This is a genomic window from Synechococcus sp. MIT S9508 (assembly GCF_047303045.1).
GTDB lineage: Bacteria > Cyanobacteriota > Cyanobacteriia > PCC-6307 > Cyanobiaceae > Synechococcus_C.
Genome location: NZ_CP138941.1, coordinates 130087 through 144620 on the forward strand (window position 1 = coordinate 130087; position 14534 = coordinate 144620).

The 14534-nt window shown below is 58.4% G+C and carries 12 protein-coding genes and 1 tRNA gene; 8 read left to right on the forward strand and 5 right to left on the reverse strand.

The features are described 5' to 3' along the window. Positions 1-170: 170 nt before the first annotated feature. Positions 171-259 (forward strand) — tRNA-Ser (locus SIB42_RS00790). A gap of 20 nt (positions 260-279) precedes the next feature. Here SIB42_RS00790 and SIB42_RS00795 read toward each other — a convergent pair. Further along, on the reverse strand, positions 280-1176 hold the full coding sequence (locus SIB42_RS00795) for a serine hydrolase (protein ID WP_067095590.1): 897 nt from the start codon (positions 1174-1176) through the stop codon (positions 280-282). Between the two features lie 17 nt (positions 1177-1193). On the opposite strand from SIB42_RS00795, the gene SIB42_RS00800 reads away from it, so the two are divergent. From SIB42_RS00800 to SIB42_RS00810, 3 genes are all read left to right on the forward strand, one after another. Continuing rightward, positions 1194-1934, forward strand: coding sequence for a C40 family peptidase (locus tag SIB42_RS00800; RefSeq protein WP_067095248.1), 741 nt, complete (start codon positions 1194-1196; stop codon positions 1932-1934). A gap of 38 nt (positions 1935-1972) precedes the next feature. Next, the gene (locus tag SIB42_RS00805; RefSeq protein WP_067095243.1) at positions 1973-2626 is read left to right on the forward strand and encodes a hypothetical protein; all 654 of its coding nucleotides are present in this window, start codon (positions 1973-1975) and stop codon (positions 2624-2626) included. Between the two features lie 84 nt (positions 2627-2710). Continuing rightward, a complete protein-coding gene (locus SIB42_RS00810; protein ID WP_067095587.1) occupies positions 2711-3673 on the forward strand; it encodes a glycosyltransferase family 2 protein in 963 nt (320 codons plus the stop codon). Here SIB42_RS00810 and SIB42_RS00815 read toward each other — a convergent pair. After that, entirely contained in the window at positions 3631-4125 is a 495-nt protein-coding gene (locus tag SIB42_RS00815) for a HEAT repeat domain-containing protein (RefSeq protein ID WP_067095239.1), read from the reverse strand. The genes SIB42_RS00810 and SIB42_RS00815 overlap by 43 nt on opposite strands. Positions 4126-4239: 114 nt before the next feature. Between SIB42_RS00815 and SIB42_RS00820 the strand changes: the two genes are divergently transcribed. From SIB42_RS00820 to SIB42_RS00830, 3 genes are all read left to right on the forward strand, one after another. Beyond that, entirely contained in the window at positions 4240-4359 is a 120-nt protein-coding gene (locus tag SIB42_RS00820) for a photosystem I reaction center subunit VIII (protein ID WP_067095236.1), read from the forward strand. Between the two features lie 58 nt (positions 4360-4417). Further along, a complete protein-coding gene (locus SIB42_RS00825; protein ID WP_067095232.1) occupies positions 4418-4909 on the forward strand; it encodes a photosystem I reaction center subunit XI in 492 nt (163 codons plus the stop codon). A 127-nt stretch (positions 4910-5036) separates the two neighbouring features. Further along, positions 5037-8174, forward strand: coding sequence for an efflux RND transporter permease subunit (locus SIB42_RS00830; protein WP_067095229.1), 3138 nt, complete (start codon positions 5037-5039; stop codon positions 8172-8174). A 2-nt stretch (positions 8175-8176) separates the two neighbouring features. On the opposite strand, the gene SIB42_RS00835 is transcribed toward SIB42_RS00830, so the two are convergent. After that, positions 8177-8467 carry a hypothetical protein gene (locus tag SIB42_RS00835; protein WP_067095585.1) on the reverse strand — a complete coding sequence of 97 codons (291 nt, stop codon included), beginning with the start codon at positions 8465-8467 and terminating at the stop codon, positions 8177-8179. Between the two features lie 154 nt (positions 8468-8621). Between SIB42_RS00835 and SIB42_RS00840 the strand changes: the two genes are divergently transcribed. Beyond that, a complete protein-coding gene (locus SIB42_RS00840) occupies positions 8622-9548 on the forward strand; it encodes a cupin (protein ID WP_067095227.1) in 927 nt (308 codons plus the stop codon). Between the two features lie 114 nt (positions 9549-9662). Here the strand turns inward: SIB42_RS00840 and psaB are convergent, their stop codons facing one another. Together psaB and psaA are read right to left on the reverse strand one after the other, a co-directional pair. Continuing rightward, the gene (psaB, locus tag SIB42_RS00845) at positions 9663-11870 is read right to left on the reverse strand and encodes a photosystem I core protein PsaB (protein WP_067095224.1); all 2208 of its coding nucleotides are present in this window, start codon (positions 11868-11870) and stop codon (positions 9663-9665) included. Between the two features lie 22 nt (positions 11871-11892). Beyond that, entirely contained in the window at positions 11893-14199 is a 2307-nt protein-coding gene (gene psaA / locus SIB42_RS00850; protein WP_067095221.1) for a photosystem I core protein PsaA, read from the reverse strand. Positions 14200-14534 lie beyond the last annotated feature (335 nt).

Sequence of the window (14534 nt, forward strand, 5' to 3'; positions counted from 1 at the left end):
GCACCACCATGCAGCGTCATGTTGAGCCTGAATCATCCAGCTGGCCATGCTCCAAAGCTGAATGTCCTCCGGCAGCTATCCACCGAGGAAACCATCAACCTAATTTCAGGATACGCCTACCGCGTCTGGTGCCCTAACAGGCACCCTCTTGATATGGTGGGCGGGCCGCTGGAGAGGTGGCTGAGTGGTTGAAAGCGGCTCCCTGCTAAGGAGTTACAGGAGGCAACTTCTGTCGAGGGTTCGAATCCCTCCCTCTCCGTTGAATTGAACAGTGAGTCGTCAATCGGCTCCATAGGCAGAGAGTTCCCTCGCCATCAGAGGCAGCAGTTGTTCGTCGTCGGCACTCTCCTGCCCTTCGCTGAAGACCACCAACAGACAAGGTGCCTGCCCGTCGATGCACCACCAGGCTGCGTCGTGACGAGCCTGACTCATCCAGCCGGCTTTACTCCAGAGCTGACTGCCTTCCGGCAAACCCTCGCCGAGGAACCCATCCACTTGATTCTCAGGATCTTCGAGCCTTTCTGCCTTGCCGAGTGAACGCGCCAATCGGGCTCGAAGTCGCTGACAAGCCGGAGGTGAGAGCACGCCATCGGTCATGACCGCCTCGAGAATCCTGGCAACAGCGGCTGTGCAGAGGGCATTGCGATTGTTGTTGTTCTCCCCGTAGAACGCTCGTTCGCGTCCATAGGGACCATCACCCCAGGTTTTCTGGCAACAGTTGACGCGCTCCAACTCAGGCCAGCCGAAACCATGAAACCAGTCGTTCACTCGGCGGCGTTGCTGCTGCCACTGCTCCCATGCAGGGGAGCGCAAGGGCGGACCACTCGTTGTACCGGTCAGCAGATCCACTATCAACCCCGTGGCGTCATTGCTGGAGTCAGCCAGCATGTCGCGGAGCGCACGACGAAGTTCATCGCTGTCTGGAATCAGATCCCGCTGCAACCAGTGCTCGGCCGCCACCGCGTACAACAGCTTCACCACACTCGCGGGATAGAGCAGCTTCTGGTCAGCCCAAGCCGCACCGGTGCCGCTGCCATTGGTCGGAAACGTGGTGTCGTAACGCACCCAGGTCACGGCCATCTGATCATGCAGACCGGGACGGCCATCGGCCGCCAGCCTGTCGATCAGAGCAACGAGGTGCTGCTGCATCACCGGCTCGGGACGGTAGAACGCCATGGCACTGGCTACTGGCAATGCCGACCCTAGGCACCCCGATCACTCCGGACCTGATCAGCCCAGGGAGCTGCTGGAAACTGCTGCGTGGACAGAACGGCTACGCCTCGCCAACAAAGAGCGGACTCGCCACCCAGGCCGCAGCAGGCCGATGCTTCAAGGTCGCTGCACCGTTGCGCCGCGAAAATCAGGGGCGTTTGCAGGTTGTGCTGCTCGAGGACGGCTACCCCTGCTGGCTATCCATGGATGAACTGGCGGATCAGGCTGTGGCCTGCGAAGCCTGGCAACCATGCCTGCTCTCAAGCTCGGAGATCACCAGCCGTCTGAATACGGTCCTGAAGTGGCTGCAAGCCTCTGCCGGGCTCAAAAACACCTACCTGTGGGGAGGCACCATCGGGCCTGACCTGGACTGCTCTGGCCTTGTGCAGACAGCCTTTGCCAGCACCGGGATCTGGCTGCCCAGAGATGCTTATCAGCAGGAACGGTTCTGCAAGCCGCTGGCGGTGCAAGCGAATGATGTGAACGCGTTGCGCTCCGGTGATCTGATCTTCTTCGGCACACCTGAACGCTGCACGCACGTCGGCATCCATCTCGAAAACGGCCGCTACATCCACAGCTCGGGGATTGAACATGGCCGCAATGGCATCGGCATCGACAGCCTGAATCCCCAGGATCTACATCCCGTGGCCAGTCACTACAGGGCTGAACTGAGGGGTGCAGGCAGGGTGACCCGCTGCCATGACGGCAGCACACTGCCTTAAAGGAGTGACAATGCGCGAGATCTCCGCCTGACGGACTCATGGATCCGCTGACACTGCTCGCAGGGCCGTTCATCGCACAGATGAATCTCGGAGCTCCAGGAATGATCGAAACCAGCTCCATGGGCGGTGAGGGGGAATTTCTTCAGCGCAGTCAGCCCATCCAGCAGCTGACACTGATGCGCACGATCTACCGGGGCGATTGTCCTGGCGAGAGTGTGAGACCGATTAGTGGCATGAGCTTTCTGGCCTCGCTGCCCCCGGCAGGCAATCAGCGGATTGTGATCAGGAACCGACGCACCGGTGGCTATACCAACCGTGAATACGACAGCGGCAGAAGACGTTCGGAGAGGTTTTCGATCAGTCTTGGTGATCGGCACCACGGCAGTTTTCTCTCCGTGACACCAGGCGAGAACGAGTTCCGCTGGTCTGTGACCAAAGCCGGCAATGCAGATGGACCGACCAAAGGCAACGCAATGCTGATGGTGACCATCAAAGACAGAGAGCGCTATCGCAATTTTCGCTCCATCGATGAAGACGCCTATTGCCCTGGCGAAGAATACTCCTCCTCACGAACTCCCATCGGGCAATGCAGTAGCGGCTACTTCAAGGTCAAACGGCAGGGTATCTGCCCCAATGGCAGCAAGATCGATCTAGGCACGCAGATCGTCTATAGGCGCTATCGATCCTGGTGATGAGCAGAGTGCCGGTCTGCTGTTACTGGTCAGCATTGGTCCAACAGGCGCCGATTAGGTTGCATGGATCTCGATCGGATCCTGATGACGGCTGGGCTGGACCTTTCGGTTGTGGTGCCGCTCTACAACGAAGAGGAAAGCCTGCCTGAGCTGGTGGACCAGCTGCTGAAGGCGCTGCGACCCATTGGAGAGCGCTTTGAACTGGTGTTGGTCAATGACGGCTCAACCGACAACACCGCATCAGTGCTGGAAAGCATCAGCGAGCACGTGCCGGAGTTGGTGGGTGTTCTGCTGCGCAAGAACTACGGTCAGACAGCTGCCATGGCGGCAGGTTTTGATGTCGCCCAAGGGCAGGTGATCGTGAGCCTCGATGGTGATCTACAGAACGATCCCGCCGACATCCCCCTGCTCCTCAACAAGCTGCGCGAGGGGTATGACCTGGTGAGCGGTTGGCGTTTTGATCGCCAGGATGCCGAGCTCCAGAGAAAACTTCCCTCCAGACTGGCCAATCGTCTGATCGGGCGCGTCACTGGGGTTCGCCTGCATGACTATGGCTGCTCACTCAAGGCCTATGACCGCGACGTGCTGTCCGACATGCGCTTGTACGGGGAGCTACATCGCTTTCTGCCAGCGCTGGCCTTCATCGAAGGAGCCCGAATAACAGAAGTGAAGGTGAATCACCGTGCGCGTCAGTACGGAACCAGCAAATACGGAATTGATCGCACCTTTCGAGTCCTGATGGACCTGCTCACGGTGTGGTTCATGAAACGCTTCCTCACCCGGCCGATGTATGTCTTTGGGTTTGGAGGCCTCGTCGCCATTGCAACAAGCCTGGTGGCAAGCGCCTATTTGCTGGTCATCAAACTGACGGGTGAAGACATCGGCAACAGGCCACTGCTCACGATGGCTGTCGTACTCGGCCTGGCCGGGATTCAGCTGTTCTGTTTCGGACTGTTGGGAGAACTGCTGATCCGGACCTACCACGAAAGCCAGGGGCGCCCGATCTATCGCATCCGGGCAACGTTGCGAGGGGGCCGGGCCACCTGAGCCGGAGACGGTCGGGTCGCTCCACGGTGACGCTCAATGGCTGTTGCAGCGGCTTCGACAACAAGACTGTCGGCATCACGCAGACCGCGCCTCAGCAGCGGCAGAACGGAGGCATGCCCCCACTGACCGGCCACCCTCACGGCCTCAAGCCTCTGGCCTGGGTTGCCTTGATCCATTGCCTCGCGTAACCGACGCTCGAGGGAGATCCGCTCAGCGCTGCTGACTGGGGGCTGGAACGGGGCCGAATCGCAGGTTCCCTTTGCAGAACCTGGCTGAATCTCATGATCTTTCTGCGGCGATGAAACCTGCACCAGACCCAGCTGGGCTCTGTTGATGGCTGCCACGGAGGTCGCATCGGTGCTGCGCAACAGCGTTTTGCCAGGCCGTCGGCCAAGACCCCAGAGCACGATCACCAATACAAGGGCGGCACCACCTGCAAGCAGCTGATTCATAGGTTCAAGGCAGCGGAGGCCGAATGGATTGAACTTTTATGTCACCGACCCGATCGGTCGAAGACCACCAGAAAGTCAGTCTTTACAGTAACCGCAGACATTTGGGTCGCTGCCATGACTGGAGAATTCGCCGCTGCCTGGATGCCCTCTGTATTCATCCCACTGGCTGGGGTTTTGGGTCCAGCTGTCGTGATGGTTCTGATGTTCAACCTGATCGAAACTACCGCTGACTGATCGCTAGCAAGCCCCCGTCAACGATCAAGCGCACTGCCCACCCACCGCTTCTTCATCCATGTCTGTTTCCCCCGTCGCCGATCCAACAGTTGGCAATCTCGCCACCCCGGTGAACAGCAGCTATTTCGTCAAGGCGTTCCTCAATGCGTTGCCGATCTATCGACCATCTCTCTCGCCGAACAGACGCGGCCTGGAGATCGGCATGACCCATGGGTATCTGCTGTATGGGCCCTTCGCCGTCTGCGGTCCTCTCCGAAACAGCGATTACGCATCCTCCGCAGGACTCCTTGCTTCGATCGGATTGGTTTCTATCCTGACTGTATGCCTGTCGATCTATGGCACCGCTGGCAACGGACCCAAGGTCCAACCCGCTGACGCCACCATCGACAGCCCACCGTCTGACCTCTTCACCAAAGAAGGTTGGTCGGAATTTACAAGTGGCTTCTGGCTTGGCGGTTGCGGGGGAGCAGCATTTGCTTGGTTCCTTGTCAGTGCAACTCCGTTGCTTTATTTGGCGAAGATCGCTGGTGGTGTCGCTCCCGTCGGCTGATTCACTACTTTTAAACTTCAAACGGGAGTTTGAAATCACTGTTTGGGATGCCCCGGATGACGTCATCGATGACTCATTTGGGGCTTTCTGCTGCCAGGATCTGAGCCCTTGCTGAGCGGTCGCCGACTTGCGGTCCATCTCCCAGCCATTTCTGAGACGGCCCGTCTTCACCATCGTCTGCAGCCTGCTGGTGCTGCTGGCGGGTGTGGTGTCTCTGGTGGGCCTCGGGCTGGAAGACCTGCCTCAACTGGCTCCCACCCGCGTGAGCGTGAGCGCCAGTTTTCCTGCCGCAGGTCCTGAAGTTGTCGAGCAAAGCGTCACGGCAGTGCTGGAAAACCAGCTCAGTGACCTCGACGGCCTGGAGAGCATGACCTCCAACAGCCGACAGGGCGGAGCAAGTCTCAGCCTGCGCTTCGAGGCTGGCGACCCAGAACTCAACGTGATCAAGGTTCAAAACGAGGTCAACCTGGCCAGCCGCCGATTGCCCCAGGCCGTAACGCGGCAGGGGCTGAATGTGAACCGCTCCACAAATGATCTCCTGCTGATCCTCGGCTTCAGCGCTCCTCCGGGGCTATATGAGCCGATCTTCATCGGTGGCTGGCTCGACCAGCAACTGAGCGAAGGCCTGCGGACCACGCCTGGAGTTGGCGACATCCGTGTGTTCGGCAGTAGCGAGCTCGCCTATCGGCTCTGGCTGGATCCCAGTCGGCTGGAGCAATTCAATCTCTCCACCAACGACATCACCAATGCTCTGGCAGATCAGAACGTTCTTGCCGCAGTGGGCAACCTGGGTGAGGCACCGGCACCGGCAGGGCAGTTGTTCAGCCTGCCGGTTGATGCCGAAGGGCGTCTACGCAGCCAGGCCGACTTTGAAGCCATGGTGGTGAAACGCACCGACAACGGAGGCCTGGTTCGGCTTAAGGATGTGGGACGCGTTGAGCTGGGCCAACGCAGCTACGGCAGCAGCGCCCTCAACCTTCAGGGCCAAAGCTCCGTGGCTGTCGGCATCTTCCAGCGGGATGGATCGAATGCACTGGAGGTCAGCCGGGCGGTGCGAGACAGGCTGAAAAGCCTGGAAAGCAGCTTTCCTCCTGGATTGGATGTTCAGGTGATCGTGGATGTGGCCGAAACCGTCCAGGCCAATCTCGATCGCACCAGAGACACCCTCAGGGACGCGGTGCTGCTGGTTTTGCTAGTGCTGGTGCTGTTTCTGGGACGCTGGCGCCTTGCCTTGATTCCCGGCCTGGCGGTGCCTGTGGCATTGATCGGCAGTCTTGTGGTGGTGCGCCTCAGCGGATCCAATCTCAACAGCCTGATCCTGTTTGGCCTCGTGCTGGCCACAGGCATCGTGGTCGACGACGCCATTGTCGTCAGCGAAGACATCGCAGGTCGGATCGAGCGGGGCGAGGAGCCAAAGGGGGCTGCGGAAGATGCGATGGCAGAACTAGCGGGCGCCGTGTTGGCCACATCGCTGGTTCTGGCTGCAGTCTTCCTGCCTGTTCTGCTGATCCCTGGCTCCATAGGCCGCCTGTATCAACCGATTGCACTGGCCATCAGTGGCGCCATTCTGTTCTCAACGTTCAATGCCCTCACCTTCACTCCGATGGCCTGCGCCCGCGTGCTCGGACAGGGCGACGGACGCTTGCCAGGACCGCTCAGGTTGATCAGTCGCAGACTGCAATCGGGCATGGCCCGGTTGCAATGTCTTTACGCACGGATGCTGGCGGTTTGGCTAACGCGTGGCAGAACCGTGATCGCTCTGGTGCTGGCAGGCCTGATGCTCACCGGCATTGGTCTGTCGACGATCCCCACCTCCTTCATCCCCAACGAAGATCAGGGCCAAGTACGCGGTTATTTCACGCTTCCGGAGGGGGCAAGCCTTGAACGAACCGAGGCTGTGATGGAACGCATCCGCGAGGTAGTTGCCGAAGAGCCCCTGATCCGCAGCGGCAATTTCTATGCCGGAAGCTCGTTCGGACAGAGCGGCGAGGACACGGGATCGTTCTATCTGCGCCTCACACCCATGAAAGAACGCTTAGGGCGGCAGAACAGCAGTGAAGCTGTGAAGCAGCGCCTGAACAGCGAGCTGAGACGACGCATCACCGATGCTCAGGTGATCGTGACCACACCGCCCACAGTGCGGGGTTTCAGCAGCGAATCGGGCCTGCAGATGGAATTGCTGGATCGCAGTAGAGGCCAGCTCAGCCTGCAGGATTTCGAGACCCAGGCCCAACAGTTCATCCTTGCTGCCCAGAACTCCGGACAATTCCAGCGCGTCAGCACGCGCTTCGATGCAAGCTCACCACGATGGCTACTAGAGCTGGACCGAAGCCAGATGGCTGCTCTGGACCTTCCGGTGGGTCCCACTCTCAGGGACATCGGAACCGCCATCGGAGGCCGTTTCATTGATGACACCTTCGCGGGAGGGGAAATCCGCAGCATCTATCTGCAACTGGAGGGAACAGATCGCAGCACGCCTGGAGATCTCACCAGCCTGATGGTGCGCAACCGCAGCGGCGATCTGGTCTCTGTGGCAAACGTTGCTCGGCTTAAGCGTGATTCAGGAGCGAATCGAATCACTCATTACAACCAGAACCGATCCATTAGCATCACTGCCGTCACAGCGGATGGGATCAGCAGCGGCCAAGCCATCGATCTCCTGCAGTCGATCAGTGACCAGACCGGAGGCAACAACCTGGGGCTCGCCTTCACCGGTCTTGCCAGAGAGGAGACCCGGGCGGAATCTGTGTCCTGGGTGCTGTTCGGCCTTGGAGTCACGGTGGTGTATCTGTTGCTGGCGGGCCTCTATGAAAGCTTCGTAGACCCACTGATCATCTTGCTCACAGTGCCGATGGCACTGCTGGGAGCACTGATCGGCCTGAAGCTACGCGGTCTCACCCTTGACGTTTTCGCCCAGATGGGCCTGCTGGTGCTGGTGAGCCTGGCCGCCAAGAATGGAATCCTGATTGTTGAATTCGCCAATCAGCGTCTAAAGCAAGGCGTCGCATTGACGGATGCAATCGAGGAAGCAGCGCTGAACAGGATGCGACCGATCCTGCTGACCGCAGTGACGTCGTTGGCCGGATTTCTGCCATTGCTGCTCGCCACAGGCACAGGCTCCGCCAGCCGCATCAGCATCGGCACCGTTGTGTTCAGCGGGCTGCTGGTGTCCACGCTGCTCTCACTCTTCATCGTGCCCGCAACCTATCTGCTGTTCAAGCGCTGGCGAGGAGTCGATGCGGCAAGTCCGGAGCTGGACAGCTGATTTCAACAGGGCTCAAAACGATCGTTCACGGCAGGGCCACCCCCGGGAGGGATGAGGCACGCCCCGCCGGACGACGATTCAGTGACTAACGCCCTAGACGCGATCGAAGCGAACGTCGTGGGAGCAAATGGCGGCTGAGGTGCTGCACGCTCAGCAATCTGCTCATCCACCTCAAGCTGAGCCAGATCAATTCGCTCTCTGGGCAGGATCTGCAAGGTGAGGTTGTAACCGGCGGCGACGCCAACCAGCAGCACCACGAGCTCCAGTTTTGGGGGAAGGGAAGGGAATGACATCCAGAACTCAACCCAAGCGGTGAAGCTCCAGTAGACGCGGACAACACGATCAAAACGTGACTGAGATCGATCAAAGCCATGACACTTTGCATACGAAGACCAGATGTACAGATTTGTAAGGTGTGTGCTCCCTGAAGCGCTGAGACGACACGGCATGCTGAGCAGCGCAAAGAATCGCCAAACGTCATCTGCTCAGGCTCAGTATTTCTCCTACGGCGAAGCGGCCAATCCGATTCGCAGCGGACTGACGGGCACCGTTCCCTATCGCTCCTTTTCCCCGGCTTTCTTTTCCCAAAACGGCAGTGCCGTGATGCCTCTGGATCTGAGCGAAGAACTGCAGTGCAGTGGACCTGCCACCGGCCCATCGTTGTGCGCCAACTTCATCCGACTGGATGGCGACGAGCTGCGCACTACCGCTGTAGCAACAAGCCAGTTGTTCTTCGTTGCCGATGGCCAGGGAGCCACGGAAGCTTGCGGCGAACACTTCCAGTGGAGCAAGGGCGACATGCTCGTTCTCCCCGCCGGAGGAGATGCCATTCACTGCTGCTCTGGCAAAGCGGCTCTCTACTGGGTGCACGACGCACCACTGCTGCGTTTTCTGGGTGTAACTCCCAATGAAGCCCGTTTTGAGCCAACGTTTTACAGCCATCACGACAGCCAGGGGCGACTTGCTGAGATTGCAGCCAGCCCCAGCGGAGCGCGTGCCAACCGGGTCAGCGTGCTGCTGGGTAATTCAGCGTTTCCCCAAACAAGAACGGTCAGTCACACTCTTTGGGCCATGCTCGGCATTCTGCCCGCAGGGCAGGAACAAAAGCCCCATCGCCACCAATCGATCGCACTGGATTTCGCCGTGAACTGCGAACCCGGTTGCTACACCCTGATTGGCACTGAGCTCGATGATCAGGGAAGAATCCGAAACCCACACAGAGAAGATTGGGCAGCTGGTGCCGCTTTTGTGACTCCACCGGGCTACTGGCATTCCCACCACAACGAGTCAGGTGCAGATGCCTATGTGCTGCCGATTCAGGACGCAGGACTCCATACCTATCTGCGAACACTCGACATTCTTTTTAGCGGCTGATCAACGGCTTAATTGTTCTCCGCCATTCAGATTCAGCCAACAAAAAACCCCCGCCAGATGACTTGGGCAGGGGCGAATGAAAGATTGCCCTGCAGTGAGGGCAATCAGGATTGATCAGCCGAACTTGCCGGATGTCGATGCAATCAGGAAGGCGGCATACGTGAGGATGTAGCCAATCGTGAAATGGGCGAGACCCACAACACGAGCCTGAACGATGGACAGAGCCACAGGCTTGTCGCGCCAGCCAACAAGGTTGGCGAGCGGTGTGCGCTGATGAGCCCAAACAATGGTCTCGATCAGCTCCTGCCAGTAACCGCGCCAGGAGATAAGGAACATGAATCCAGTCGCCCAGACGAGGTGGCCGAACAGGAACATCCAGGCCCAGACGGCGAGATTGTTGCTGCCGAAGGGGTTGTAACCGTTGATCAGCTGGGAGGAATTCAGCCACAGATAGTCGCGGAACCAACCCATTAGGTAGGTGCTGGACTCATTGAACTGAGCCACGTTGCCCTGCCAGATGGCCAGGTGCTTCCAATGCCAATAGAAGGTGACCCAACCGATTGTGTTCAGGGCCCAGAAGACGGCTAGATAGAAGGCGTCCCAGGCAGAGATGTCACAAGTACCGCCACGGCCAGGGCCGTCGCAGGGGAAGGAGTAACCAAAGTCCTTCTTGTCTGGCATGAGCTTGGAGCCACGGGCATCCAGAGCACCTTTGACCAGGATCAGAGTTGTGGTGTGCAGACCAAGAGCGATGGCGTGGTGAACCATGAAGTCACCAGGGCCGATCGGCAAGAACACGTCGGTGTTCCCGTTGATGGCATCCATCCAGCCACCCATGTAGGCAGCGTTGGCATTGGCTGCAGCACCAGCGGAATTGGAGAGCAGAACGTCGAAACCGTAGATCGCCTTACCCGAAGCGGCTTGAACGAACTGGGCAAAGACGGGCTCAACCAGAATCTGCTTCTCAGGTGTTCCGAACGCCACAACAACGTCGTTGTGAACGTAAAGACCAAGCGTGTGGAAACCAAGGAAGAGAGTGATCCAGCTCAGGTGGCTGATGATCGCTTCCTTGTGCTCAAGCATCCGGGCCAGGACATTGTCCTTGTTGGCTTCGGGGTCGTAGTCACGGATGAAGAAGATCGCTCCGTGGGCGAAAGCACCGCACATCAGGAAGATGGCGATGTACTGGTGGTGCGTATAGAGAGCAGCCTGTGTCGTATAAGCCTTGGCGATGAAGGCATACGACGGCATCGCATACATGTGTTGCGCCACCAGGGAGGTGACCACACCCAGCGAGGCAAGAGCAAGGCCGAGCTGCATGTGAAGGCTGTTGTTCAAGGTGTCGTAAAGACCCTTGTGGCCAGCGCCGAGATCACCGGGAGTGCCCTTGGGAGGGTTATGAGCTTCGAGGATCTCCTTGATGGAGTGTCCGATACCGAAGTTGGTCCTGTACATGTGACCAGCGATCACAAATAGGCAACCAATCGCCAGGTGGTGATGGGCGATGTCAGTGAGCCAGAGAGCTTCTGTCTGAGGATGGAAGCCACCGAGGAAGGTGAGAATCGCAGTTCCAGAGCCTTCGGCCGTACCGAAGATTTGACCCGCGGAATCAGGATTCTGTGCATATACACCCCAGTTGCCGGTGAAGAAAGGTCCAAGACCGGCGGGGTGAGGCATCACGCTCAGGAAGTTGTCCCACCCAACGTGCTGACCCCTGGATTCAGGAATCGCCACGTGCACCAGATGTCCGGTCCAGGCAATAGAGCTGAAACCGAAGAGGACAGCCAGGTGGTGGTTCAGACGCGACTCAGCATTCTTGAACCATGCGAGTGACGGACGGAACTTGGGCTGCAGGTGCAGCCAACCGGCGAAGAGTGCCCAGGCCGACAGGATCATCATGAAGATGGAACCCTGATACAGCTCGGCATTCTTGGTCATGCCAATTGTGTAGAACCAGTGATACAGGCCTGAATAGGCAATGTTCACTGGCGATGTGGCTCCCGCTTGAGTAAAGGCGGTAATGGCGCCTTGACCGAAATGGGGATCCCAGATTGCGTGAGCAATGGGCTTCACGTGCAGAGGGTCGGCGACCCACTGTTCGAAGTTGCCCTGCCAGGCGATATGGAACAGGTTTCCCGAAACCCAGAGACCGATGATCGCGAGATGCCCGAAATGGGTGGAGAAGAGCTTTTGGTAAAGCCTCTCCTCCGTCATTCCGTCATGGCTCTCGAAGTCGTGAGCCGTGGCGATCCCGTACCAGATGCGGCGGGTTGTCGGGTCCTGTGCCAGACCCTGGCTGAACGAAGGAAATTTCGTTGCCATTAGAGGGAAAGTTCAGGAAAGGTCAGCCGCCCACCACAAGGATGTGGGCGTGGAAGAAGGACCAAGTGACTGTGATGCCGCCCAAAAGATAGTGAGCAACACCGACAGCACGGCCCTGGATGATGGACAGCGCACGAGGCTGGATGCCAGGGGCCACCTTCAGCTTGTTATGAGCCCAGACGATGGACTCAATCAGCTCCTGCCAGTAGCCGCGGCCACTGAAGAGGAACATCAGGCTGAAAGCCCAGATGAAGTGACCACCAAGGAACATGATTCCGTAGCCGGCTGTGTTGGAGCCGTAGCTGTTGATCACCTGAACGGCCTGAGCCCACAGGAAATCACGCAACCAACCGTTGATGGTGATGGCGCTGTTGGCGAAGTTGCCATTGGTGAGGTATTGGACTGAGCCATCAGGCCTCACCGCACCCCACACGTCGCTCTGCATTTTCCAGGAGAAGTGGAAAATGACGACAGACAGGGAGTTGTACATCCAGAACAGACCAAGGAAGACATGGTCCCAAGCAGACACCTGGCAGGTGCCGCCGCGACCAGGGCCATCGCAGGAGAAGCGGAAACCAAGGTTGGCTTTGTCTGGAATCAGACGGGAATTACGGGCGTAAAGAACACCCTTGAGCAGAATCAACACCGTCACGTGAATCGTGAAGGCGTGAATGTGGTGGACCATGAAGTCCGCAGTGCCCAGAGGAATTGGAGACGCCGCGACCTTGCCGCCTACGGCAACAACGGAACCGTTGAACACTTCACTGACGCCAGCGAGAGCGTTAGGAGCGGTGCTGCCGGCAGCTGAGGCATGCAGACCCTGAATCCACTGTGCAAAGACGGGCTTCAGTTGGATCGCGGAATCACTGAACATGTCCTGGGGACGACCCAGAGCACGCATTGTGTCGTTGTGGATGTACAGGCCGAAGCTGTGGAAGCCAAGCCAGATGCACACCCAGTTGAGGTGGCTGATCAGAGCGTCACGGGCCTTGAGCACTCTGTCCAAGACGTTGTCCACGTGCTTGGCAGGGTCGTAATCGCGAATCATCGCGATGGCGGCGTGAGCTGAAGCACCGACGATCAGGAAGCCACCAATCCACATGTGATGGGTGAACAAACCGATCTGAGTCGGATAGTCAATCGACATGTACGGATAGGGAGGCATCGCGTACATGTGCTGGGCAACGATGATGCTCAAGGAGCCGAGCATTGCAAGGTTCAGAGCCAGCTGGGCATGCCAGCTGTTGATCATGAACTCGAACAGGCCGTCATGGCCCTTCGTTGCAGGGAAAAGCAGAGGATCGCCTTTCTGGCCCTCGAGGATCTCCTTCATGGAGTGACCGATTCCCCAGTTGGTCCGGTACATGTGTCCGGCCACGATGAACAGCACCGCGATCGCCAGATGGTGATGAGCGATATCGGTCATCCACATGCTTCCGGTCACAGGATTGATTCCACCCTTGAAGGTGAGGAAATCGCTATAGGCAGCCCAGTTGCCATTGAAAAAAGCACCGATGCCGGCACTGAATCCTGGATAAAGCTGAGCTAGCAGATCCTGATTAAAGAATTCGTGGGGAAGAGGAATGTCTGCCACGGAAGAAATGGTCTTGCCGTTCAACACCAGCGGCTGGCCGGCGTCGATGGCATCCATCAACTTCGTGGTAGGCAGAGACACATGCAGCAAGTGACCGGTCCAGGACAGTGAGCCCAGGCCCAGCAGACCAGCCAAGTGGTGGTTGAGCATCGACTCAACGTTCTGGAACCACTCAAGCTTCGGAGCTGCCTTGTGATAGTGAAAAACGCCTGCATTCAGCATCAGGCCGGCCATCACGAGAGCGCCAATGGCGAGAGACATCAACTGCGTCTCATTGGTAATGCCCCAGGCCCTCCAGACATGGAAGAGACCGGAGGTGATCTGGATGCCTTGGTGGCCGGCACCCATATCGCCGTTGAGGATTTCCTGGCCGAAAACCGACCAAACCACCTGAGCGCTTGGCTTCACATGGGTGGGATCGGCAAGCCAGCCGGAGAAATTGGAGAAGTGGGCGCCATGGAAAAAGGCACCACTCAGCCAGATGAAGATCACGGCCAGATGACCGAAGTGAGCACTAAAGATCTTCCGAGAAACCTCCTCAAGGTCACTCGTGTGGCTGTCGAAATCGTGAGCGTTGGCGTGGAGGTTCCAAACCCAGGTGGTGGTTTTGGGACCTTTCGCGAGGGCTCGGTCGAAATGTCCGGGCTTTCCGAACAATTCGAAGGTCGCTGGATTGTCGACCTTCTCGACCTGAGTCTTCGCGGTGCTCCCACGCTCTGGTGGGCTGATGGTCATCGAGTCGTTCCTCGAGGGACGGGATCGAGGTGGTGGGACACCCCTCCGGAAATCCATGGGATTACCGGGGCCCCGGGCGCGGATCAGCAAGCTTCACCGTGACCGGGCGCCAGTGGCGTTCAGAGTAATGAACCCTGACTCTCACTGGAGCTAGGGCCCCAAAGAGGGGACCGCTGCGGGAAGCATAGGAGGGGGAGCAGTCATCACACGACAGGGAGTTACAAAGGTTCAATCCGGTCGCGGGCCTGTCCAGACCTGGAATCTGGATCAGCTCGAGCATCAGCGAGGAGACCCCGATTAGGCGCGTTGAGCAACACAAACAGGCGACACATATC

Coding starts and splice junctions, on each gene's coding strand:
- SIB42_RS00840 (WP_067095227.1), top strand. CDS start 8,622: ATGCTGAGCAGCGCAAAGAATCGCCAAACGTCATCTGCTCAGGCTCAG.
- psaB (WP_067095224.1), bottom strand. CDS start 11,870: ATGGCAACGAAATTTCCTTCGTTCAGCCAGGGTCTGGCACAGGACCCG.
- SIB42_RS00835 (WP_067095585.1), bottom strand. CDS start 8,467: ATGTCATTCCCTTCCCTTCCCCCAAAACTGGAGCTCGTGGTGCTGCTG.
- SIB42_RS00805 (WP_067095243.1), top strand. CDS start 1,973: ATGGATCCGCTGACACTGCTCGCAGGGCCGTTCATCGCACAGATGAAT.
- SIB42_RS00820 (WP_067095236.1), top strand. CDS start 4,240: ATGACTGGAGAATTCGCCGCTGCCTGGATGCCCTCTGTATTCATCCCA.
- SIB42_RS00825 (WP_067095232.1), top strand. CDS start 4,418: ATGTCTGTTTCCCCCGTCGCCGATCCAACAGTTGGCAATCTCGCCACC.
- SIB42_RS00800 (WP_067095248.1), top strand. CDS start 1,194: ATGCCGACCCTAGGCACCCCGATCACTCCGGACCTGATCAGCCCAGGG.
- SIB42_RS00810 (WP_067095587.1), top strand. CDS start 2,711: ATGACGGCTGGGCTGGACCTTTCGGTTGTGGTGCCGCTCTACAACGAA.
- SIB42_RS00815 (WP_067095239.1), bottom strand. CDS start 4,125: ATGAATCAGCTGCTTGCAGGTGGTGCCGCCCTTGTATTGGTGATCGTG.
- psaA (WP_067095221.1), bottom strand. CDS start 14,199: ATGACCATCAGCCCACCAGAGCGTGGGAGCACCGCGAAGACTCAGGTC.
- SIB42_RS00795 (WP_067095590.1), bottom strand. CDS start 1,176: ATGGCGTTCTACCGTCCCGAGCCGGTGATGCAGCAGCACCTCGTTGCT.